The organism is Pseudomonas sp. zfem005, assembly GCF_032621735.1.
Classification (GTDB): domain Bacteria; phylum Pseudomonadota; class Gammaproteobacteria; order Pseudomonadales; family Pseudomonadaceae; genus Metapseudomonas; species Metapseudomonas solani.
Genome location: NZ_JAVYJE010000001.1, coordinates 329,259 through 351,122, shown reverse-complemented (window position 1 = coordinate 351,122; position 21,864 = coordinate 329,259). Strand labels below are relative to the sequence as shown.

Annotated in this window: 22 protein-coding genes and 1 pseudogene; 12 read left to right on the top strand and 11 right to left on the bottom strand. The window is 67.6% G+C overall.

From position 1 onward, the window contains the following. Positions 1–9: 9 nt before the first annotated feature. The 3 genes from RTW82_RS01610 (at position 10) to RTW82_RS01600 (ending at position 2,943) form a co-directional block, all read left to right on the top strand. Positions 10–588 (top strand): lysophospholipid acyltransferase family protein, encoded by a 579-nt coding sequence (locus RTW82_RS01610; protein WP_043240895.1) that lies wholly within the window; start codon positions 10–12, stop codon positions 586–588. A gap of 77 nt (positions 589–665) precedes the next feature. Next, positions 666–1,004, top strand: a complete 339-nt coding sequence (locus RTW82_RS01605) for a multidrug transporter (protein WP_271659685.1) — start codon at positions 666–668, stop codon at positions 1,002–1,004. Between the two features lie 112 nt (positions 1,005–1,116). Next, a complete protein-coding gene (locus RTW82_RS01600) occupies positions 1,117–2,943 on the top strand; it encodes a Na/Pi symporter (RefSeq protein WP_316924057.1) in 1,827 nt (608 codons plus the stop codon). A gap of 13 nt (positions 2,944–2,956) precedes the next feature. Here RTW82_RS01600 and ggt read toward each other — a convergent pair whose 3' ends face one another. The 6 genes from ggt to RTW82_RS01570 form a co-directional block, all read right to left on the bottom strand. Further along, on the bottom strand, positions 2,957–4,660 hold the full coding sequence (gene ggt / locus RTW82_RS01595; RefSeq protein ID WP_316924056.1) for a gamma-glutamyltransferase: 1,704 nt from the start codon (positions 4,658–4,660) through the stop codon (positions 2,957–2,959). A gap of 4 nt (positions 4,661–4,664) precedes the next feature. Continuing rightward, entirely contained in the window at positions 4,665–4,916 is a 252-nt protein-coding gene (locus tag RTW82_RS01590; protein ID WP_111264445.1) for a YfhL family 4Fe-4S dicluster ferredoxin, read from the bottom strand. Between the two features lie 116 nt (positions 4,917–5,032). Continuing rightward, positions 5,033–5,512: a pantetheine-phosphate adenylyltransferase gene (coaD, locus tag RTW82_RS01585; protein ID WP_173175121.1), complete on the bottom strand. Its 480-nt coding sequence runs from the start codon at positions 5,510–5,512 to the stop codon at positions 5,033–5,035. A gap of 92 nt (positions 5,513–5,604) precedes the next feature. Further along, on the bottom strand, positions 5,605–7,200 hold the full coding sequence (locus tag RTW82_RS01580; protein ID WP_316924055.1) for a GMC family oxidoreductase: 1,596 nt from the start codon (positions 7,198–7,200) through the stop codon (positions 5,605–5,607). 86 nt (positions 7,201–7,286) lie between these two features. After that, complete coding sequence (locus RTW82_RS01575; RefSeq protein ID WP_021218330.1) at positions 7,287–7,832, bottom strand: hypothetical protein; 546 nt, start codon at positions 7,830–7,832, stop codon at positions 7,287–7,289. 35 nt (positions 7,833–7,867) lie between these two features. Then, positions 7,868–9,298, bottom strand: coding sequence for a coniferyl aldehyde dehydrogenase (locus RTW82_RS01570; RefSeq protein WP_021218331.1), 1,431 nt, complete (start codon positions 9,296–9,298; stop codon positions 7,868–7,870). Between the two features lie 272 nt (positions 9,299–9,570). On the opposite strand from RTW82_RS01570, the gene RTW82_RS01565 reads away from it, so the two are divergent. Next, positions 9,571–10,236 carry a TetR/AcrR family transcriptional regulator gene (locus RTW82_RS01565; protein WP_021218332.1) on the top strand — a complete coding sequence of 222 codons (666 nt, stop codon included), beginning with the start codon at positions 9,571–9,573 and terminating at the stop codon, positions 10,234–10,236. Here the strand turns inward: RTW82_RS01565 and RTW82_RS01560 are convergent. The 4 genes and pseudogenes from RTW82_RS01560 to RTW82_RS01545 form a co-directional block, all read right to left on the bottom strand. Further along, on the bottom strand, positions 10,233–11,216 hold the full coding sequence (locus RTW82_RS01560) for a hydrolase (RefSeq protein ID WP_316924054.1): 984 nt from the start codon (positions 11,214–11,216) through the stop codon (positions 10,233–10,235). The two genes, RTW82_RS01565 and RTW82_RS01560, sit on opposite strands and share 4 nt — an antisense overlap. After that, positions 11,213–11,812 carry a 16S rRNA (guanine(966)-N(2))-methyltransferase RsmD gene (gene rsmD / locus RTW82_RS01555; RefSeq protein ID WP_021218334.1) on the bottom strand — a complete coding sequence of 200 codons (600 nt, stop codon included), beginning with the start codon at positions 11,810–11,812 and terminating at the stop codon, positions 11,213–11,215. Before rsmD ends, RTW82_RS01560 begins: the two co-directional genes overlap by 4 nt. Continuing rightward, positions 11,812–13,293, bottom strand: coding sequence for a pitrilysin family protein (locus tag RTW82_RS01550; RefSeq protein WP_316924053.1), 1,482 nt, complete (start codon positions 13,291–13,293; stop codon positions 11,812–11,814). The genes rsmD and RTW82_RS01550 overlap by 1 nt, the downstream gene beginning before the upstream one ends. Then, positions 13,286–14,714 (bottom strand): annotated as a pseudogene (locus tag RTW82_RS01545) (M16 family metallopeptidase). The gene RTW82_RS01550 and the pseudogene RTW82_RS01545 overlap by 8 nt, the downstream one beginning before the upstream one ends. A gap of 68 nt (positions 14,715–14,782) precedes the next feature. Here RTW82_RS01545 and ftsY point away from each other — a divergent pair. The 5 genes from ftsY to RTW82_RS01520 all read left to right on the top strand — a co-directional run bounded on the left by ftsY (position 14,783) and on the right by RTW82_RS01520 (position 19,573). Continuing rightward, positions 14,783–16,258 carry a signal recognition particle-docking protein FtsY gene (ftsY, locus tag RTW82_RS01540; RefSeq protein ID WP_316924052.1) on the top strand — a complete coding sequence of 492 codons (1,476 nt, stop codon included), beginning with the start codon at positions 14,783–14,785 and terminating at the stop codon, positions 16,256–16,258. Next, the gene (ftsE, locus tag RTW82_RS01535) at positions 16,255–16,923 is read left to right on the top strand and encodes a cell division ATP-binding protein FtsE (protein WP_021218338.1); all 669 of its coding nucleotides are present in this window, start codon (positions 16,255–16,257) and stop codon (positions 16,921–16,923) included. The genes ftsY and ftsE overlap by 4 nt, the downstream gene beginning before the upstream one ends. Next, the gene (ftsX, locus tag RTW82_RS01530) at positions 16,923–17,942 is read left to right on the top strand and encodes a permease-like cell division protein FtsX (protein WP_021218339.1); all 1,020 of its coding nucleotides are present in this window, start codon (positions 16,923–16,925) and stop codon (positions 17,940–17,942) included. The genes ftsE and ftsX overlap by 1 nt, the downstream gene beginning before the upstream one ends. Before the next feature lie 112 nt (positions 17,943–18,054). Beyond that, a complete protein-coding gene (gene rpoH, locus RTW82_RS01525) occupies positions 18,055–18,909 on the top strand; it encodes an RNA polymerase sigma factor RpoH (RefSeq protein WP_021218340.1) in 855 nt (284 codons plus the stop codon). A gap of 58 nt (positions 18,910–18,967) precedes the next feature. Further along, complete coding sequence (locus RTW82_RS01520) at positions 18,968–19,573, top strand: hypothetical protein (protein WP_316924051.1); 606 nt, start codon at positions 18,968–18,970, stop codon at positions 19,571–19,573. A 1-nt stretch (position 19,574) separates the two neighbouring features. Here the strand turns inward: RTW82_RS01520 and mtgA are convergent, their stop codons facing one another. Next, positions 19,575–20,285: a monofunctional biosynthetic peptidoglycan transglycosylase gene (gene mtgA / locus RTW82_RS01515; protein ID WP_043240881.1), complete on the bottom strand. Its 711-nt coding sequence runs from the start codon at positions 20,283–20,285 to the stop codon at positions 19,575–19,577. A gap of 69 nt (positions 20,286–20,354) precedes the next feature. On the opposite strand from mtgA, the gene RTW82_RS01510 reads away from it, so the two are divergent. From RTW82_RS01510 to RTW82_RS01500, 3 genes are all read left to right on the top strand, one after another. Next, positions 20,355–20,732 (top strand): DUF423 domain-containing protein, encoded by a 378-nt coding sequence (locus tag RTW82_RS01510; protein ID WP_316924050.1) that lies wholly within the window; start codon positions 20,355–20,357, stop codon positions 20,730–20,732. Between the two features lie 114 nt (positions 20,733–20,846). Continuing rightward, positions 20,847–21,047, top strand: a complete 201-nt coding sequence (thiS, locus tag RTW82_RS01505) for a sulfur carrier protein ThiS (protein ID WP_043240875.1) — start codon at positions 20,847–20,849, stop codon at positions 21,045–21,047. 20 nt (positions 21,048–21,067) lie between these two features. Further along, positions 21,068–21,862 carry a thiazole synthase gene (locus tag RTW82_RS01500; protein WP_043240872.1) on the top strand — a complete coding sequence of 265 codons (795 nt, stop codon included), beginning with the start codon at positions 21,068–21,070 and terminating at the stop codon, positions 21,860–21,862. Positions 21,863–21,864: the final 2 nt, after the last annotated feature.

Genomic DNA, 21,864 nt, shown 5'->3' with positions numbered 1-21,864 from the left:
AGGTGAAGGATGTCCGGCAACTACCTGCCCCGCAACGCGGTTGCGGAGGCGATCGGCCATGGGGTCTTCCGGCTCATGGGCTGGCGCATCGAGGGGCAGCTGCCGCCCCTCGACAAGTTCGTGGTGATCGGCGCCCACCACACCTCCAACTGGGATTTCGTGCTGTTCATCGCCGCCAAGTTCATCCTCCGCCTGAATGCCCGCTGGTTCGGCAAGCACAGCATCTTCCGCTGGCCCTTCGCCGGGCTGATGCGGCGCTGGGGCGGCATTCCCATCCAGCGCCACCTCACGCTCAACCAGGTGGAGCAGGCCGTGCAGGCCTTCGCCGAGAACCGCGAGTTCATCCTGGTGCTGTCGCCGGAGGGCACGCGCAAGCGGGTGGAGCGCTGGAAGATGGGCTTCTATCACATCGCCCGGGGCGCGGGCGTTCCGGTGGTGCCGGCGGCGCTGGATTACCGCAATCGGCGCATCGTCATCGGCGAGCCGTTCCACACCACCGGCGATGCCGAGGCCGACCTGCGCCGGCTGCTGGCGTTCTACCTGCCGTACGAGCCGAAAAAACCCGACTACGCTTTTAACGGCGATTGAAGGCCGTCACGCTGAAAAGCGCACGAGCACTGTTATAGTTAGCCGCATTACTCCTCTAATAGCCGAAGGATTGCATCATGAACCTGTTCCGCACTTCCGCTGCTGTCTTGGCGCTGACCTCTGGCCTCATGGCGCTGCCGACGCAGGCTGAGGTTGTGCAGCAGAACTCCAGTGGCGACCCGATGTACACCGCCGATGCGCCGCCTGCGTACTCCATGGTCGGCGACCTGCTGATCGCCCGCCCGCTGCTGATCGGCGCCACCGTCGTCGGTGCCGGCCTGTTCGTGGTGAGCCTGCCCTTCAGCGCCCTGGGCGGCAATGTCGGCGCCGCCGGCAAGGCCCTGGTGGTCGATCCGGGCAAAGAAGCCTTCGTGCGTTGCCTGGGCTGCACCACCAGCGGTTACCAGAAAGACTGATCGCGCTATTCTCGACTCCTCGAGCCGGAAACGGCCCCTTGCCCAGTGATGAGCAAGGGGCCGTTTGCATTTGGGGCGCCCTTTTTTGTGCCCGCCAGGGAAGGGGGATGACGTGAAAGGCTTTCCATTGATCGCGCTGGTGGCGCTGGCGGCGGCCGGGTTGGCCGGGAGCTTCTGGATGAGCGCGGGCTGGTTGCAGCTCTGCGCGGGGCTGGCGCTGTTCCTCTTTGGCATGCAGTGCCTGGAGGAAGGGCTGCGCGACCTGGCCGGCGGCAAGCTGGAGCAACTGCTGGGGCGCAGCACCGCGACGCCGTTCAAGGGCCTGATGTTTGGCGTGTGCGGCACTCTGCTGCTGCAATCCAGCACTCTGGTGTCCCTGCTCACCATCGCCTTCATCAGCACCGGGCTGATCCAGCTGGCCGGTGGCATCGCCATTCTGTTCGGCGCCAACCTGGGCGCCACCAGCGGTATCTGGCTGCTGGCCATGGCCGGGCAGAACCTCAGCCTCTCGCCTTTGGCCCTGCCGCTGCTGGTGTTCGGCGTGCTCGCCGGCTTCGTCGGTCCGCGCAGCAAGGCCGCCGGGCGCATCGTGCTGGGCATTGCCTTCGTGTTCCTTGGCATCGACCAGATCAAGGACGGCTTTTCGACCTTTGACGATGGCTTCGACATGACCGGGCTGCAGGTCGATGGCCTGCTCGGCAGCCTGCTGTTCGTGGCGGTGGGGATGGTGGTGACCGTGGTGCTGCAGTCCAGCCACGCTGCCCTGATGCTGACCCTCGCGGCCCTGGCCAGCGGCCAGCTGGAGCTGGGCCAGAGCCTGGCGATCGCCATCGGCTCCAACGTCGGCAGTAGCGTCACTACGGCCTTCGTCGGCTCCCTCGGCGGTAACCGCAGCGGCCAGCGCCTGGCCTTGGCCCATGTGCTGTTCAACGTCGTCACCGGGGTGCTCGCCTTCATCCTGCTCGGGCCCTTGACCTGGCTGGTGCATGCCCTGGCGGAGCCGATGGGCCTGGGCGGCAACCCGCTGATCCAGCTGGCGATGTTCCACACCCTGTTCAACGCCTTTGGCGTGGCGCTGTTCTGGCCCTGGCAGGGGCGCCTGGCGACCCTGCTGGTGCGCTGGCTGCCCGAACGCAGCGAGCCCCAGGTCCTGATCACCGAGCTGGCGGCGGGGCCGGCGGAGCCGGAGCGGGTGCGTGCGCGCTACCTCAGCGAGCGTGCCCTGGATTCCGCCGATGCCGCGGCCAGCGCGGTGGTGCAGGAGCTGCGCCACCTGGGGCGCCTGAGCCTGGAGGTGATCTGCCACGCGCTGTTCCTGCCGGTGGACCTGCTGAGCAAGGACCGCCCCGACGAGGCCGCCTTGCAGGCGCCGCCGGTGCGCCACCACCTGAATGCCGAGGCGCTCTACCAACGCCACATCAAGGGTGTTTACGGCGACCTGCTGAGCTTCATGGGTCGGCTGGAGGTGACGCTGGACGAGGCGCACCAGCAGTTCTGGGTCAACTGCCAGGTGGCGGCGCTGCAACTGGTGGATGCGGTGAAGGATGCCAAGCACCTGCAGAAGAACCTCGGTCACTACCTGGAGGGCGGGCCTTCGGCAACGCGGGATGCCTATGTGGAGCTGCGCCGGCATCTGCTGGCGACCCTGCACCAGGTGCGCGAGCTGAGCCGTTCGGAGCTGCCGGATGAAGTCTGGTCGCAGCACCTGCAATGGCTGGACGAGAAGGCGGCGAACTTCGATGGCGACTTCCGCAACCGCCTGTTCGCGGCCGTGCGCAACGGCCAGCTGGATGGCTTGCAGATGAGTTCGCTGATGAACGACCTGGGCTATGCCAGCCGCATCATCCAGAGCCTGCGCAATGTGCTGATGATCGGCCAGGGCCAGGGGTTGCTGCGTGCCGGGGCGGACGAGGACGAGGGGCTGATCGAGCTGCTCTGAGCCTCGGCGAGGCTCAGCGCTGCTCCGGCAGGGTCTTGGCCAGGCCCACGCCGCGCGGGTCGCTGGCGGCTTCGATGCGGCCGCCGTCCTTGTCCCAGAACAGCACCTGCTGGTTGCCGTAGCCGCGTTCGACGCGCTTCAGGGCGTAGCCACGGGCCTGCAGCGCGGCGATCTCGGCATCGCTGAAGGTGCTCGGCTCGTGCTCGATGACGTCGGGCAGGTACTGGTGGTGGTAGCGCGGCACCGCCGGCCAGCGGGCCACGGGCTGGCCATCGAGGTATTCGAGGATCGACAGCAGCACCATGCTGGGGATGCGGCTGCCGCCCGGGGTGCCGAAGGCGGTGAATTCCTTGGCGCTTTCGATGAAGGTGGGGCTCATGCTCGACAGCGGGCGCTTGCCGGCGGCCACCGCGTTGGCCTGGCTGCCGGCCAGGCCGTAGGCGTTGGCGCCGTGGGTGTCGGCGGCGAAGTCGTCCATCTCGTCGTTGAGCAGCACGCCGGTGCCCGGGGCGACGAAGGCGGCGCCGAAGGGCAGGTTCACCGAGAGGGTGGCGGCGACGGCGTTGCCGTCCTTGTCGATCACCGCGAAATGGGTGGTGTGGTCGCCTTCGCGCCAGGCGGGGGCGGGCGGCAGGCTGGCGCTTGGGGTGGCGCGCTGGGGGTCGATGCCGGCGGCCAGGCCCTTCAGGTAGTCGGGCGCCAGCAACTGGCTCACCGGGTTGGCGATGAAGTCGGGGTCGCCCAGCAGGCCGCGGTCACGGTAGGCGCGGCGCAGTACTTCCACCACATAGTGGGTGCGCTGCAGTTTGTCGCCCTCGCGCCAGGGCAGCTGCTGCAGCATCGCCAGGCTCTGGGCCAGGGCCACGCCACCGGCGGAGGGCGGCGGTGCGCCGATCAGCTCGCGGCCATCGGCCAGGGCGTAGCGCAGCGGCTGGCGTTCCACCACCCGGTAGCTGTCCAGGTCCTGCTGGGTCCAGATGCCGCCGGCGGCGCGTACGCCCTTGACCAGCTTGTCGGCGGTCTCGCCGGCATAGAAGCCGGCCTTGCCGTAGCGGGCGATGCGTTCCAGGGTGCGCGCCAGGTCGGGCTGGCGCAGCAGGCTGAATTCGTCGGGCACTTCGCCCTTGTCGTCGAGGAAGATGCGCGCGGTTTCGGGGTCGTCGCGCATGGCGGCGATGCGGAAGCCGGCGCGCTCGATGTACACGCGGTCGACCGAGATGCCGTCGCGGGCCAGGCGGATGGCCGGGGCCAGGGAGTCGCCCAGGGGCAGGCGGCCGTGGTGCTGGGCCAGGTCCACCAGCGCGGCGGGCAGCCCGGGAATGGCGGCGGCCAGCGGGCCGTTGATGGACAGCTGCGGCTGTACCTTGCCGTCGCGCATGTAGAGATCGGGGCGCGCGGCGAGGGGCGCGCGTTCGCGGGCGTCGAGGAACAGGTAGGTGGGTTGCTTGTCGCCGGCCTTGCGCAGGAGGAAGAAACCGCCGCCGCCGAGGCCGGAGCCGTGGGGCTCGGCTACCGCCAGGGCGGCGCTGATGGCCACCGCGGCGTCGAAGGCGTTGCCGCCCATGGCCAGGGTTTCCAGGCCGGCCACGGTGGCCGAGGGCTGGGCGCTGGCCACGGCCGCCTGGTCGGGGGGCGCCGCCCGCAGTGCGACGCTGAACAGCAGCAGCGCCGCGAGCAGGGCGGGGCGCCAGGCCGTGTCACGGAGCTGGCGGCCCATGGCGTCAGGCCTTGCCCGTGAGCTTCAGGTACTTGTCCATCAACTGCTCGCGGGTTTCGACACGGGCGTCGTCGAGGGGGATGCAGTCCACCGGGCAGACCTGCTGGCACTGCGGCTCGTCGTAGTGGCCGACGCACTCGGTGCACAGGTTCGGGTCGATGACATAGATCTCCTCGCCCTGGGAGATGGCGCCGTTGGGGCACTCGGGTTCGCAGACGTCGCAGTTGATGCAGTCGTCGGTGATCTTGAGGGACATGGAACAACTCCTACCGTCGCCGTGCGGCGGCGGTGCTCAGCAGACAATGGCGGAATTGTGCCGGAATGGCGCGGTCGGCGCACCTTTTGCGCGCGCCGACCGCCGTATCGCGGGGCTCAGCGCTTGAAGCGCTCGGCCAGGGCGTCGGCCACCGCGGGGTGGACGAACTTGGTGATGTCCCCGCCCAGGGCCGCTATTTCGCGCACCAGGGTGGAGGAGATGAAGGAGTACCGCTCCGACGGGGTGAGGAACATGCTCTCCACGTCCGGTGCCAGCTGGCGGTTCATGTTGGCCAGCTGGAACTCGTATTCGAAGTCGGAGACCGCGCGCAGGCCACGGAGGAAGACATTGGCCTTCTGCTCCTTGACGAAGTGCGCCAGCAGGGTGGAGAAGCCCACCACCTCGACGTTGGGCAGGTGCTTGGTGACTTCCCTGGCCAGCTCGACGCGTTGCTCCAGGGAGAACAGCGGGTTCTTCTTGGGGCTGGCGGCCACCGCGATGATCACGGTGTCGAACAGTCGGGAGGCACGTTCGATCAGATCGCCGTGGCCTTTGGTGATCGGGTCGAAGGTGCCCGGATACAACACTCGGTTCATCGCTACGTCCTGGCAGGGGTCCGTAAGGGAATCGGATGGTAGCGCAGCATGCCCCGGCGGCCAAGACGCCGGAGCATGCCGGTTTATCCCGCTCAGGCGCTCTTGAGGCGCTCGGCGAGGGCGGTGGAGAGCTGCGCGGTCAGCCCGTAGACCGACAGCTGCGGGTTGGCGCCGATGCTGGTGGGGAACAGCGAGCCGTCGTGGATCGACAGGTTGGCCAGCTGGTGGTGACGGCCGAGGCTGTCGGTGACCGCCTGCTTGGGGTCCTCGCCCATGGCGCAACCGCCCATCACGTGGGCGCTGCCCAGGCGGGTGCGGTACAGCTCGAGCGACAGGCCGTCGATCAGCGTGCGCGCCTCGGCGGCGGTCTTCACGTAACCGGCGTCGGCATGCAGCGGCAGCACGGCCTTGGCGCCGGCGGCGAACTGGATCTCGGCCATCACCTGGAAGGCGCGGCGCACGCCGTCCCAGGTGTAGTCGGTCATGCGGTAGTCGAGCACCGGGCTGCCGTCGCCGCGCAGCTCCACCGTGCCTTCGGCGCTGTCCGGGTGGAAGCCGTCGCGCAGCAGGGCGAGCATCACGTTGGTGTGCGGCAGCTGCTCCATGCGCAGGGCGTTGTCGATGCCGAAGCGGCCGAGCAGGGTGGCGGTGAGCGCGGGTTGCAGCGGCGGCACTTCGAGCTTGTAGGACATGCGCCCGGTGGTGCCGTCGTCCCACTGGTAGTGGTCGGAATAGATGGACTGCGGCGCGCCATAGAAGGGGTTGATCACCTGCTCGAACTGCGCCGCGGAGAAGTTCACCAGGTGCAGGAAGGTGCGCTTGCCGGTGCGGCCGTGCGGGTCGGGCGCGTCGGAGCGCAGCAGCAGGCCGGGGGTATTGATGCCGCCACCGGAGAGCACGTAGTGCCGCGCCTTGACGGTGATGGTGCGGCCGGTGGGCGCCACGCAGCGCTCGTCCATGCCCTGGCATTCGATGCCGGTGACCTTGTCGCCGTCGATCAGCAGGCGATGGGCGCGGGCCAGGTAGAGCAGCTCGCCGCCCTTGTCGAGGGTCGCCGGGATGGTGGTGACCAGCATCGACTGCTTGGCGTTGGTCGGGCAGCCCATGCCGCAGTAGCCGAGGTTCCAGCAGCCGCGCACGTTGCGCGGGATGACCTTCCAGTGCAGGCCGAGCTTCTCGCAACCGCTGCGCAGCACGTCGTTGTTGGGGTTCGGCGGAATGGCCCAGGGCGCGACGCCGAGACGCTGTTCCATCTTCTCGAACCAGGGGGCCATCTCGGCCGGGCTGTGCCCCTTGACGCCGTGCTCCCTGGCCCAGTGTTCCAGGGTCGGGTCGGGGGTGCGGAAGCTGGAGGTCCAGTTGATCAGGGTGGTGCCGCCCACGGCGCGGCCCTGGAGGACGGTCACCGCGCCGTCCTTGGTCATGCGGCCGATGCCTTCCTGGTAGAGGCTCGGGTAGGCCTCGGCTTCCTGCATCTTGAAGTCGCTGCTGGTCTTCAGCGGGCCTTCCTCGATGATCAGCACCTTGTAGCCGGCGGCGCTGAGTATCTCGGCGGTGGTGCCGCCGCCCGCGCCGGAGCCGACGATGGCGACGTCGGCCTCCAGGGTCAGGTCCTGCTCGAGTCGCGAGCCATTGTGGGTTTTCCAGCCGCGGGCCATGCCTTCGGCGAACAGATCGGGTACGGGCATCAGTCAATCCTCGGTCTCGCCGACAGCTGCCGGTGATGGCCGGCGCCGGGTCGAGTGGTGTTTCTTGTCGTTGTGGGGGCGCGCGGTCAGACGGTCGGCGGACCGGGGTAGCCGCAATGCGCCCAGGCTTCCTGCCTGCTGTACCAGGCCATCATCACCAGCTGCAGCAGGGAGGCGTGCCCCATCTTCAGCAGGCCGATGAAGCTGTTCTGCCAGCGGTGGAGGAAGTTGCTCACGTCCTCGGCGCTGGCGTTCTCCCAGCTGCCCCAGACGCCGGTGAGCGGCCCCCGGGTGATGGGCAGGGCAAGCACGTCGAAGAGCTGCACGGTGAGCTTGAGCATCTCCGGGGACAGCCGATCGAGGGCGTAGTCCAGGCTCTGGATGGTGCCGGCCACGGCTTGCGGCATCTGTTCGGCACTGACCGCGCCATCGAGCATCACCGGGATCAGGGCGCGCAGGAACGGCAGGTCGGAGTCCCGCAGGATCGCCAGGCCGTTGGCCGGGACGCTGGCGGAGCAGCCGGAGAGGGTGGCGGTGACGCCGGCCGTGGCGAGGAAGGCAGAGCCGAACAGGCCGACTTTCAGCAGGCTGCGCCGGGAAAGTCCCGGCGCGTTCAGGGTGGTCTCGGTCATTGTTGTTATGTACCCGTCTAATCCTTAGGGGGGCTTTAGCGCACGAAAAGCTTGTAGACCAGTTTCTGGATCGATTTGCCGTAGGGCGGGTAGATCATCCGGGCGGCGTTGAAGCGCTGCTTGATGAACACGCCCTTGGCCTTGCTGAAGGTGAGGAACCCTTCATGCCCGTGGTAGTGGCCCATGCCCGAGGGGCCTACGCCGCCGAAGGGCATGTCGTCCTGGGCCACGTGCAGCAGGGTGTCGTTGAGGCACACGCCGCCGGAGTGGGTTTCGTGCAGCACGCGCTGCTGCTCGCGCTTGTCGTAGCCGAAGTAGTAGAGCGCCAGCGGGCGGGGGCGCTGGTTGATGTAGGCGAAGGCCTGGTCGAGGCGCTCGTAGGGGACGATGGGCAGCAGCGGGCCGAAGATCTCGTCCTGCATCAGCTTCATGTCGTCCTTCACGTTGAGCACCACGGTGTGCGGCAGGCGCCGGCCCTGGGCTTCGGGGAACAGCGGGACCAGGCGCGCGCCCTTGGCTTCGGCGTCCTGCAGGTAGCCGTTGAGGCGCTGCACCTGGCGCTCGTTGATGATGGCGGTGTAGTCCGGGTTGTTCTGCAACTGCGGGTAGAAGGATTTCACCGCGGCGCGATAGGCCTCGACGAAGCCCTCGACGCGGTCCTTGGGCACCAGCACGTAGTCGGGGGCGACGCAGGTCTGCCCGGCGTTCATGGTCTTGCCGAAGGCGATGCGCTCGGCGGCGTGGTCCAGGGGCACGTCCTGGGAGACGATGGCCGGCGACTTGCCGCCCAGCTCCAGGGTCACCGGGGTGAGGTTCTCGGCGGCGGCCCTCATCACATGGCGGCCGATGCTGGTGGCGCCGGTGAACAGCAGGTGATCGAAGGGCAGCTTGGAGAAGGCGACGCCGACATCGGCCTCGCCCAGACACACGGCGACCAGGTCCTCGGGGAAGATGCGCGCCATCAGCTCCTTGAACAGCTGGGAGGTGGCGGGAGTGGATTCGCTCATCTTCACCATCACCCGGTTGCCGGCGGCCAGCGCGCCCACCAGGGGGCCGAGGGCGAGGAACAGCGGGTAGTTCCAGGGGACGATGACGCCGACCACGCCCAGGGGCTGGTAGATGACCTTGGCGGAGGCCGGCTGGAAGGCCATGCCGACGGAGCGGCGCGAGGGCTTCATCCAGCGGCGCACGCGGTTCTTGGCGTAATGGATGCCGTGCAGGCTGGGCATGATCTCGGCCAGCAGGGTTTCGTCCGCCGAGCGGTTGCTGAAGTCCTGGCTGATGGCACGGATCAGCGCGTCCTGCTCGTTGAAGATCAGGTCACGCAGGGATTTGAGCCACTGGATGCGCTGGTCGGCGCTGGGCATCGGATTGTCGCCATAGGCGGCACGTTGGCGGGCGAACAGCTCTTCGAGCTGGTTGATCTGCTGCTGGGCCTGCTGCAGATAAGCTACGTCGGCGACCATGAGCGACACCTCTCTAGTTATTGTTGAGAACCGGTGCTGGATTTTTAGAGTAATTGCTCTAGTGTGTCAAATAGCATGCCGCGACATGGCCGGCCTGCCTACCAAACGAAAAGTTGGGCTGACCTCCAGACGGCCTGGGCACGGGGCGCGGAGACCACACAAACAGGGCGCGAAACGGCACGCGGAACGCTGCAGGAGTACTGTCTGTTCCGGGACTCTGTGTAGTTTTGTTACCCTCGCCGACTTCCGGCAGCAGTGAGACCGATCCGCGCATGGCCCCACGTATCAAGACCCGCGAGCGAATCGTGCAATCCAGCCTGGAGCTGTTCAACGCCCAGGGGGAGCGCAACGTCACCACCAACCACATCGCCGCGCACCTGGGGATGTCGCCGGGCAACCTCTATTACCACTTCCGCAACAAGCAGGTGATCATCGCCGAGCTGTTCGCCGAGTACGAATCACGGGTCGACGCCTTCCTGCGCCTGCCCCAGGACCGCGCCCTGACGGTGGAGGACAAGACCTTCTACCTGGAGGCGCTGCTGGCGGCGATGTGGCATTACCGCTTCCTGCACCGCGACCTCGAGCACCTGCTGGAGTCCGATGCCGAGCTGGCGGCGCGCTACCGGGTCTTCGCCCAGCGCTGCCTGGGGCACGCCCAGGCCATCTACCGGGGCTTCGTCGAGGTCGGCATCCTGCTGATGAACGACGCGCAGATCGAGGCCCTGGCCCTGAACAGCTGGATCATCATGACCTCCTGGGTGCGCTTCCTCTGCACCACGCGCGGCGACCCGGGTGACCTCAACGAAGAGATGTTGCGCCGTGGCATCTACCAGGTGCTGGCGCTGGAGGGGGGCTATATCGCCGCCGAGGCGCAGGAGGCGGTGGCGGCGCTCTACGAGAAGCTCTACGTGCCCCTCGACCTGGTGGTGCAGGGCTAGCGGGCCAGCCCCGACAGCCACTGCGGGATGCGCCGTTCCAGGTAGTAGTCGGGCGTGCCCGGCGTACCACCGATGAAGCCGACATGGCCCCCTTTCTCATGCAGCTCCAGGCGCGTGCTGGCGGACAGCTCGTGGGCCTCGGGGATGCTGTGGCGGAACACGAAGGGGTCGTCGGCGGCCTGGATCAGCAGCGCCGGCACGCGGATCTCACCGAGGAAGTAGCGGCTGGAGGCGCGGCGATAGTAGTCGTCGGCGTCGGCGTAGCCGTGCAGGGGGGCGGTGATGCGGCCGTCGAAATCCCAGAAGGTGCGCATGCCGTCCAGCGGGCCGAGCTTCTCCAGCACCGAGAGGCGGTCGGCCTGGCCCTGGTGGGCGAACAGGCGCTGCTTGTCGCGCACGTAGGCGACCATCTCGCGCATGAAGTGGCGCTGGTAGACCCGCGAGAAACCGGCGCCGATGCGGTCGGCGCACTGGTCCAGGCGGAAGGGCACCGAGACCGCGACGGCACCGCTCAGGGTGCAGCCTTCGCCACTTTCACCCAGGTACTTGAGCAGCACGTTGCCGCCCAGCGAGTAGCCGACGGCGTACAGCGGAGCCAGCGGCCGCACGCGGCGCAGGTGTTCGACGGTGGCGGCGAGGTCTTCGCTGGCCCCGGAGTGGTAGCCCCGGGGCAGCAGGTTGGGCTCGCCCGAGCAGCCCCGCCAGTTGATCGCCACGCTGGACCAGCCGCGCGCGGCGAGCTGCTGCTGCAGGCCGAGCACGTAGAGCGAGCTGGACGAGCCGGTGAGGCCGTGGAGCACCAGCACCAGCGGTGCCTCGGCGTCGTGGGGACCGTGCCAGTCGAGGTCGAGGAAGTCGCCATCCTCCAGCCACAGGCGCTCGCGCCGGCGTTCCAGCTGCGGGGGCTTGCGGCAGAAGGGCGACCAGAGGGTCTGCAGGTGCGGGCCCGGCAGCCACCAGGCGGGGTTGAAGTCGCTCACGCCTGGCGATGCCACAGGGCGTAGTGCACGGTGCTGGCCTTCTTCTCCCGGTGCAGGCGCCAGTTGCCGGGCAGGCCCAGGCTGGACGGGGCGCTCTCGCTCTCGGTGTAGATCCAGGCGTCGGCGGCCAGCCAGCCGTTCTCCTCCAGCAGCGCGCAGGCCGGCTGCAGCAGGTTGAGGTTGAAGGGCGGGTCGAGAAACACCAGGTCATAGGGGCGCGGCGTCTGGGTGGCCAGGTAGCGCAGGGCGTCGGCCTGCAGCAGTTGGCCGGCACCGCAACCGAGGGTGTCCAGGGTGGTGCGCAGGGCAGCGACCGAGTCGGGGTTGAGGTCCAGCGCCAGGGCTTCCTGGGCACCACGGGACAGCGCCTCCAGGTACAGCGCGCCGCTGCCGGTGAAGGGGTCGAGCACCCGCGCACCTTCCACATAGGGGGCGAGCCAGTTGAACAGGGTTTCGCGCACCCGGTCCGGCGTTGGGCGCAGGCCCGGGCCGTCGGGGAAGGCGAAGCGGCGCGAACGCCACTCGCCACCGATAATGCGCAACTGGCCCTGGCCCCCGTGGGGGGCTGGGGCTTTCTTCGGCGAACGTGCGGCCATCAGTGCTCCGGGATGCCAAAGCTGGGTTTGAAACGCTTCTCGGTCGGTGCCGGCAGTTCCTTCTGGGGAACGGTCGGGCCGGCGGTGACGATGACGAAGCTGTCCGGGTTCAGGTGCTTGTCCATGGCGGCCTTGACCTGTTCGACATCGAGCCCCTGCACCTGTTTCATGAAGTCTTCCAGGTAGGTCAGCGGCAGGCCGTAGAAGCCGATGGCGCCGAGCTGGCCGACGATGTCGGCGTTGCTCGCGGTGGACAGCGGGAAGCTGCCGGCCAGTTCGCGCTTGGCGTCGTCCAGTTCCTTCTGCGTCGGGCCCTTGGCCAGGTAATCGCGGACGATGTCCTTGACCAACTTGAGGGTGCCGTCGCTCAGCTCGGCGCGGGTCTGCAGGCCGATCATGAAGGGGCCGGCGACCTGCATGGCGGTGAAGCCGGAGCTGACGCCGTAGGTCAGGCCGCGCTTCTCGCGTACCTCTTCCATCAGCCGGGTGCCGAAGCCGCCGCCGCCGAGGATCTGGTTGCCCAGGTAGAGCGCGGCGTAGTCGGGCTCGTTACGGTCGATGCCGAGCTGGGCCAGCATCAGGTGGGTCTGCGCCGAGGGGAACTCGATGTGCGTGGTGCCCGGCTTGGGCGTTTCTGGCGTGGCCACCTTGGCCAGCTTCGGCCCTTTCGGCAGGGCTTCGGACACACGCTTGGCGATGGCTTCGGCTTCCTCGCGGGAGAGGTCGCCGACCAGGGCGATCACCACGTTGCCGGCGGCGTAGGCCTTCTTGTGGAAGGCCTGCAACTGGGCGACGCCGATGCCGGGGATGGACTTCTCGTCACCCTCGCTGGAGTGGGCGTAGGGGTGCTTGCCGTAGAGCTTGTCGAACAGCGCCAGGCCCGCGAGCTTGCCAGGGTTCTGCTTCTGGTACTCGAAGCCGGCGAGCATCTGGTTCTTGATCCGCGCGAGGGAGTCCTCGGGGAAGGTCGGCGCGCCGATGACCTGGGTGAACAGTTCCAGGGCCGGGTCACGCAGTTTCGGGTCGGTCAGGCTGCGCAGGCCGGTCACGGCCATGTCGCGGTAGGCACCATTGCTGAAGTCGGCACCGAGGCCTTCGAAGCCCTCGGCGATGGCGGTGACGTCCTTGCCCTTCACGCCTTCGTTGAGCATGGCGTTGGTCAGGGTGGCGAGGCCGGGGGTGTCTCCGTCCTGGCTGCTGCCGGCGGCGAAGGTCAGGCGCAGGTCGAACATCGGCAGCTCGGGGGCGGCGACGAAGAGCACCTTGGCGCCTTCGGCGGTTTTCCAGGTCTGGATGTCCAGGTCACGGCGGGCCGGGGTCTTGCCATCCAGCTCGGTGATGGATTCGAGCTTCGGCGGCTCATCGGCCTCGGCGGCCAGGGCCGGCGGGGTGCGGTCGACGACGATGAACAGCAGGACGCCCAGCAGGGCGATCAGGGCCAGGCCGAGCAGGCCGTATCGCAGGCCGTTGCGCTCACTCATGGCTAGCCTCCTCGGGCAGGACGTGGGCGACGCTGAGGCGGTCGCGGGTGAAGAAGGTCTTGGCGGCGGCCTGGATGTCGGCCGGGGTGACGGCTTCCAGGGCGGCAAGGTCCTGGTCGATCAGCTTCCAGGACAGGCCGACGGTTTCCAGCTGGCCGATGGTGGTGGCCTGGCTGGTGATGGAGTCGCGTTCGTAGACCAGCCCGGCGATCACCTGGGCACGCACGCGCTTGAGTTCCTCGTCGCTCGGCGGGTTGTTCTTCAGGTCGTCCAGCTCCTTCCACAGGCCGGCTTCGGTCTGCTCCAGGGTCTTGCCCTTCTGCACGTTGGGCATGGCACTGAGCATGAACAGGCTGTCGCCGCGCGGGTAGCCGTCGTAGTTGGCGGAGGCGCCGCTTACCAGCTCCTCGCCACGCTCCAGGCGGCTGGGCAGGCGAGCGCTGTAGCCGCCGTCGAGCAGCGCGGAGATCAGGCGCAGGGCATGCACCTGGCGCGGCTCCTTGGCGGTGGCGAGGCCGGGAACGTTGAAGCCCATGATCAGGCTCGGCAGTTGGGTCTTCACGTGCAGGACGATGCGGCGCTCGCCGGGGGCGGCCAGTTCCAGGGGCTTCTTGGAGGGCGGAACGGCGCGGCTGGGGATGCCACCGAACCAGCGCTGGGCCAGGGCCTTGACCTCTTCGCCCTTGACGTCGCCGACCACCACCAGGGTGGCGTTGTTGGGCACGTACCAGGATTCGTACCAGTGGCGCAGCTCCTCGACCTTCATGCGGTCCAGGTCGGCCATCCAGCCGATGGTGGGGGTGTGGTAGCCGCTGGCGGGATAGGCCATGGCCTTGAAGCGTTCGAAGGCCTTGGCGGTGGGGCGGTCGTCGGTGCGCAGGCGGCGCTCTTCCTTGATCACCTCGATCTCGCGCTCGAACTCTTCCGGCGGCAGGCGCAGGCTGGCCATGCGGTCGGCTTCCAGTTCGAAGGCGACGTTCAGGCGGTCACGGGCCAGGACCTGGTAATAGGCGGTGTAGTCGTCGCTGGTGAAGGCGTTTTCCTCGGCGCCGAGGTCGCGCAGCACCAGGGAAGCCTCGCCCGGGCCGAGCTTGCGGCTGCCCTTGAACATCATGTGTTCGAGGGCGTGGGAGAGGCCGGTCTGGCCGGGCGTCTCGTAGCTGGAGCCGACCTTGTACCAGAGCTGGGAAACTACCACCGGGGCTCTGTGGTCTTCTCTGACGACAATTTTCAGGCCGTTTTCGAGGGTGTATTCATGGGTGGGTTGAGCTTCTGCGGCATGGACAGCCATCGGCAGACAAAGGGCGCCGAACAGCAGGCCGGCGGCGTGGCGGGCAATCGCTTTCATCGATGATTTTGACCTTTCGGACGGCCCCGGCGGACGTACCGCCTGCGGGCGAAGAGGTGCTAGGATACTCCATCCCTTTCCGGCACGGCGACGCTACCGGGCCAGGCCCAGAGCGGCCGCTCCTTGAGATACAAGCTACCCATGTTTGGTTCCAACGACGACAAGAAGACGCCGGCCGAGGCCGCTGAGAAAAAATCCCTGTTCGGCTGGCTGCGCAAGAAACCGCAGGAAGCGGCCCCCGTGCCGCCCGCAGAACCCACCCAGCCCGAGCTGCCCGCTGCCGAGGCGCAGCCGGTTGCGCCTGCACCGGTGGTCGAGCCCGTTGCCGAGGTCGCGCCGGTCGCTGCCCCAGTGGCAGAGCCGCAGCCCCAGCCGACACCCGCTGCGCCGCAAGCGCCGGTTGACGTTGTGCCGGCTCTCGCCGAGCCTGCTGCACCTGCACCTGCACCTGCACCTGCACCTGCACCTGCACCTGCACCTGCACCTGCACCTGCACCTGCGGCGCCGGTCGAGGCGGTCGCCAGCGCACCCGCACCCATCGTCGAAGCGCCCGCTCCGGCACCGGTGGTCGAAGTGCCTGTTCCTGCTGCGGTTGCCGAACCCACTCCTGAGCTCATTCCTGAGCCCGTAGTCGAAGCCCCCGTCGCCGCGCCGGCTCAGCCGCAGCCGGTGACCGAGGCCGCCAAGGCCGGCTTCTTCGCCCGCCTCAAGCAGGGCCTGTCGAAGACCAGCGCCAGCCTCGGCGAAGGCATGGCCAGCCTGTTCCTCGGGCGCAAGGCCATCGATGACGACCTGCTGGACGAGATCGAAACCCGCCTGCTCACCGCCGACGTCGGCGTCGAGGCCACCACCGCCATCGTCCAGAGCCTGACCCAGAAGGTCGCGCGCAAGCAGCTGGCCGACAGCGATGCCCTGTACAAAGCCCTGCAGGACGAACTCGCCGCGCTGCTCAAGCCGGTGGAGCAGCCCCTGCGCATCGAGGCCGAGAAGCGCCCCTACGTGATCCTCGTGGTCGGCGTGAACGGCGTCGGCAAGACCACCACCATCGGCAAGCTGGCCAAGAAGCTGCAGCTGGAGGGCAAGAAGGTCATGCTCGCTGCGGGCGACACCTTCCGTGCCGCTGCCGTGGAGCAGCTGCAGGTCTGGGGTGAGCGCAATAATATCTCCGTGATCGCCCAGCACACCGGTGCCGATTCCGCCTCCGTGATCTTCGATGCCGTGCAGGCCGCCAAGGCCCGTGGCATCGACGTGCTCATCGCCGACACCGCCGGCCGCCTGCACACCAAGGACAACCTGATGGAGGAGCTGAAGAAGGTGCGCCGCGTGATCGGCAAGCTGGACGAAAGCGCTCCCCACGAGGTGCTGCTGGTGCTGGACGCCGGCACCGGCCAGAACGCCATCAACCAGGCCAAGCAGTTCCACCAGGCGGTCAACCTCTCCGGCCTGGCGCTGACCAAGCTCGACGGCACCGCCAAGGGCGGAGTGATCTTCGCCCTGGCCAAGCAGTTCGCCTTGCCGATCCGCTATATCGGCGTTGGCGAGGGCATCGACGACCTGCGCGACTTCGAAGCCGAGTCCTTCGTGCGTGCGCTGTTCGCGGAGCGGGAGCGCGCATGATCCGTTTCGAGCAGGTGGGCAAGCGCTATCCCAATGGCCACGTCGGCCTGCATGAACTGAGCTTCCGCGTGCGTCGCGGCGAGTTCCTCTTCGTCACCGGCCACTCCGGCGCCGGCAAGAGCACCCTGCTGCGCCTGCTGCTGGCCATGGAGCGCCCGACCACCGGCAAGCTGCTGCTGGCCGGCCAGGACCTGTCGCAGATCACCACCTCGCAGATCCCCTTCCTGCGCCGGCAGATCGGCGTGGTGTTCCAGAACCACCAGCTGCTGTTCGACCGCACCGTGTTCGACAACGTCGCCTTGCCACTGCAGATTCTCGGCCTGGCCAAGCCCGAGATCGCCAAGCGCGTCGGCGTGGCGCTGGAGCGGGTGTCCCTGGCCGACAAGGCCGAGCTGTACCCGGCCGACCTTTCCACTGGCCAGCAGCAACGCGTCGGTATCGCCCGCGCGGTGGTGCACCGCCCGGCCCTGTTGCTGGCGGACGAACCCACCGGCAACCTCGACCCGCGCCTGGCGGCCGAGATCATGGGCGTCTTCGAGGACATCAACCGCTTGGGCACCACGGTTCTGATCGCCAGCCACGACCTGGCGCTGATCGCGCGCATGCGCCACCGCATGCTCACCCTGCAACGTGGCCGCCTGATCGGCGACGGGGAGGCCGGCTGATGAGCGCTACCCGCATGCCGCCGCCCAAACCCGCCGAGCGCGTGGGCGCCACCGCCAAGCCGACCGAACCGCAGAAAGACGGCGAAGAAGGCCCGGACTTCAGTGCCCTGCTGCACGCCTGGCTGGAAGCGCACCGTGCCAGCCTGGTGGACAGCCTGCGCCGCCTGGGCCGCCAGCCCATCGGCAGTTTCTTTACCAGCCTGGTGATGGCCATCGCTCTGAGCCTGCCCATGGGCCTGTCGCTGTTGCTCAACAATGTCGAGCGCCTGGGTGGCTCCTGGCAGCGCGCCGCGCAGATCTCACTGTTCCTGCAGATGGACGCCGGCGAAGCCGACGGCCAGAGGCTGCGCGAGGAAATCACCGGCATGGCGGATGTCGCCGAGGTCGAGTGGATCAGCCGTGAACAGGCGCTGGACGAGTTCCAGCAGCAGTCCGGCCTGGGCCAGGCGCTCAAGGAGTTGCCGGAGAACCCGCTGCCCGGGGTGATCCTGGTGACGCCCAAGGAAGTCGACAAGACCACCCTCGAAGCCCTGCGCCTGCGCCTGGCCGAGCTGCCCAAGGTGCAGCAGGCCCAGCTCGACCTGGTCTGGGTGGAGCGCCTGTCGGCGATCCTCAAGCTGGGCGAGCGTTTCGTCTTCGGCCTGACCCTGCTGCTGGTGTCGGCGCTGCTGCTGGTGATCGGCAACACCATCCGCCTGCACATCGAGAACCGCCGCACCGAGATCGAAGTCATCAAGCTGGTCGGTGGAACCGATGCCTATGTGCGGCGTCCCTTCCTTTATATGGGCGCGCTCTATGGCATAGGCGCCGGGCTGCTGTCCTGGCTGGTGCTGGCCTTCGGCCTGAACTGGCTGAACGATGCGGTGGTCCGCCTGGCCGGCCTGTACGGCAGTGACTTCGCCTTGGGCGGCGTGCCATTAGCCGATGGTCTATCCCTGCTTCTGGGGGCCGTGCTGCTGGGATACATTGGCGCCTGGCTGGCCGTGGCGCGTCATTTGAGCGAGTTGGCACCGCGCTGAAACACCCTGGGAGCGGGCGCTCCCAAATGGGGTGTAACGAAACTTTTACGCCCCCTTGCAGTCATAAAAGCCAGTGCTAAACTGCGCGAGCTTAGTGAATCGGAGGATTCGCATGACCACTTCCCTGCAACCTGTCTATGCCCTGGCTCCCGGTGCGAACCTGGATGCCTACGTGCATGCGGTCAACGGCATTCCGCTGCTGACCCCAGAGCAGGAGCGCGAATTGGCCGAACGCCTCTTCTACCAACAGGATCTGGAAGCGGCGCGGCAAATGGTGTTGGCGCACCTGCGCTTCGTTGTACATATCGCCAAGAGCTATTCCGGCTATGGTCTGGCACAGGCCGACCTTATCCAGGAAGGCAACGTCGGCCTGATGAAGGCCGTGAAACGCTTCAATCCGGAAATGGGCGTTCGTCTGGTGTCCTTCGCGGTGCACTGGATCAAGGCCGAGATCCACGAGTTCATCCTGCGCAACTGGCGCATCGTCAAGGTCGCCACCACCAAGGCGCAGCGCAAGCTGTTCTTCAACCTGCGCAGCCAGAAGAAGCGTCTGGCCTGGCTGAACAATGACGAAGTCCATGCCGTGGCCGAGAGCCTGGGTGTGGAACCGCGTGAAGTGCGGGAGATGGAAAGCAGGCTGACCGGCCATGACATGGCGTTCGACCCGGCGGCGGATGCCGACGATGACGCGGCCTACCAGTCGCCGGCCCATTACCTGGAAGACCATCGCTACGACCCGGCTCGCCAGCTGGAGGAAGCGGACTGGAGCGACAGCTCCACCGCCAGCCTGCACGAAGCGCTGGAAGGCCTGGACGAGCGCAGCCGTGACATCCTCCAGCAGCGTTGGCTGGCCGAGGACAAGGCGACGCTGCATGACCTGGCCGCCAAGTACAACGTCTCCGCCGAGCGTATCCGCCAGTTGGAGAAGAATGCGATGAACAAGCTCAAGGGCTTCATCCAGGCGTAAGCCAGCGACCCATCCGAAGCCGCCCCCCCGGGCGGCTTTTTTCTGCCCGGAGCAAACCATGCCGATGCCCGCCTTCCGCCCGAAACACTGGCTGCTGTTCACCGCCGTGGCGCTGCTGTTCTTCTCCCTGGCGCTGTGGTTGCAGCGCAGCACCGGCCCGGCGGAGCCCCTGGGCTGGGTCGCGGCCTGGCAGCAACCGCTGCTGGAGCCCATGGCCGAGGGCAACCTGACCCTGGGCGCCCTGAACGGCCAGGCTCCGGGTGAGCTGTGGCTGCAGTCGGCCAGTGCCGGGCCGCGCCTGCTGTTCCGCAGCACGGGGGTGGGTGCCGATGCCTGCAACCTGGAAGCCGAGCTGGCGTTGGATGAGGGCGAGCGGGAAAGCCTGCTCAAGGCGCTGGGTGATGGCGGCAACCAGGGCGAGCAGCCCCTGAGCCCGAAGCTGCTGGAGCAGCTGGCCGACCATCGCATCGCCGCCCTGGAGCTACGCCCGCAACAGCCTCCGGCGGCGGAGCGTCTCGCCGCCAGCATCGGCCAGCCGCGCCTGCGCCTGCAGTTGGGGGAGGGGGAAGCGTGGGTCTATCCGACCGAGGGGCTGACCGCCCATGTGCTGGACGAACAGCTGCATCTGGTCCGCGTGGTGCCCCGCAGCACGATGAAACACTGACTCAGATCGGCGTGGCCGGCTTGAGCTGCTCTAGGTAGTGAGTGCCGCCCAGCTGGGCCATCTGCCGGCGGATCCAGCCGGCACGGCGGGCGACATAGCCCCCCGGGCGCCCGGCATTCCATTCGCGGGGGTTGGGCAGCACGGCGGCCAGCAGGCTCGACTGCTGGCGTGACAGGTAGGGTGCAGCGATGCCGAAGTGGTGCTTGGCCGCGGCTTCGGCGCCGAACACGCCGTTGCCCCATTCCGCACTGTTGAGATAGACCTCGAGAATCCGCTGCTTCGACCAGAGCAGTTCGATCAGCCCGGTGAACCAGGCTTCCAGGCCCTTGCGCAGCCAGCTGCGGCCGGACCAGAGGAACACGTTCTTGGCCACCTGCTGGCTCAGGGTGCTGGCACCGCGCAGCGAGCCACCGCGCTCGTTATGGGCGAGGGCGGCGCGGATGGCCGGGACGTCGAAGCCCCAGTGCTCGGCGAACTTCTGGTCCTCGGCGGCGATCACCGCGATCTTCAGGTCGTCCGGCAGTTCCTTCCAGGGGCGCCAGGTGCGCTGCAGGTCGATGGGCTCGCCGTCGACCCAGGACTCGATCTTGCGCTCCACCATCAGCATGGTGCCCGGTGGCGGCACCCAGCGGAAAACCAGCACCAGCAGCACCGAGCCGGCGGCGAACCAGAGCAGCAGTTTGAATAGGCGACGGCTGAGGGATCGGAACATGCGTGGGCTGGCCGGGGACTGGTTTGCGCGCCATTATAGCGGCCGCTTCCTACTTGTCTGGAGTCTTCGATGGCCCGCTTGTACCTGCTGTTTTCCGCCTTCGCCGGGTTCACTGGCGTCGCCCTCGGCGCTTTCGCCGCCCATGGCCTAAAGGCCCGCCTCAGCCCCGAGCACCTGGCGGTATTCCAGACCGGTACCCATTACCAGCTGATCCACGCCCTTGCGCTGTTGGGCGTCGGGCTGCTGTCCCTGCACCTGCCGGGGCGCCTGGTCAACGCCGCCGGCGGGCTGTTCGCCCTCGGTATCCTGCTGTTCTCCGGCAGCCTCTACGTGCTCACCCTCACCGGTGTCAGCAAGCTCGGCATCATCACGCCCTTCGGCGGCGTGGCCTTCCTCGGCGGCTGGCTGTGCCTGGGTCTGGCAGCTTGGCAACTGTCGGCACGCTGATCGTCCCAAGTCTGACCCTGGCGTCAAAAATGAGGACGAATGGCGCCATTCAGCCTTGGTCATCGGCATGGATCGGGCTAGAATGCCGACCCCTCAAGTTGTGACCGCATCGTCATGCACATTCAGTTGAACGGCGAACCCTTCGAGCTGCCCGACGGCCAGACCGTCGCGGACCTGATCGTGCGCCTGGACCTGACTGGCCGCCGCGTCGCGGTCGAACTCAACCTCGATATCGTGCCGCGCAGCCAGCATGCCGCCACCGCGCTCAGCGAAGGCGACCAGGTCGAAGTGGTACACGCCATCGGTGGCGGCTAGGCCGCCCGCTAGGAGTCCTCATGAGCCAAACGCCGATCGACAAGCCTTTCACCCTGGCGGGTCGTACCTATGAGTCGCGCCTGCTGGTCGGCACCGGCAAGTACAAGGACCTCGACGAGACCCGCCGCGCCATCGAAGCCTCGGGCGCCGAGATCGTCACCGTGGCGGTGCGCCGCACCAACATCGGCCAGAACCCCGGCGAGCCCAACCTGCTCGACGTGATCCCGCCGAGCCGCTACACCATCCTGCCGAACACCGCCGGCTGCTATGACGCCGTGGAAGCCGTGCGCACCTGCCGCCTGGCCCGTGAGCTGCTCGATGGCCACAACCTGGTGAAGCTGGAAGTACTGGCTGACCAAAAGACCCTCTTCCCCAACGTGATCGAAACCCTCAAGGCCGCCGAAGTGCTGGTCAAGGAAGGCTTCGACGTGATGGTCTACACCAGCGATGACCCCATCATCGCCCGCCAGCTGGCCGAAATCGGCTGCATCGCGGTGATGCCCCTGGCCGGCCTGATCGGTTCGGGCCTGGGCATCTGCAACCCCTACAACCTGCGCATCATCCTCGAGGAAGCCAAGGTTCCCGTGCTGGTGGATGCCGGTGTGGGCACCGCCTCCGATGCCACCATCGCCATGGAACTGGGTTGCGAGGCCGTGTTGATGAACACCGCCATCGCCCATGCCCAGGACCCGGTGATGATGGGCGAGGCGATGAAGCACGCTATCGTCGCCGGCCGCCTCGCCTACCTGGCAGGGCGCATGCCGCGCAAGCTCTACGCCAGCGCCTCGTCGCCGCTGGATGGTCTGATCCGCTGAGA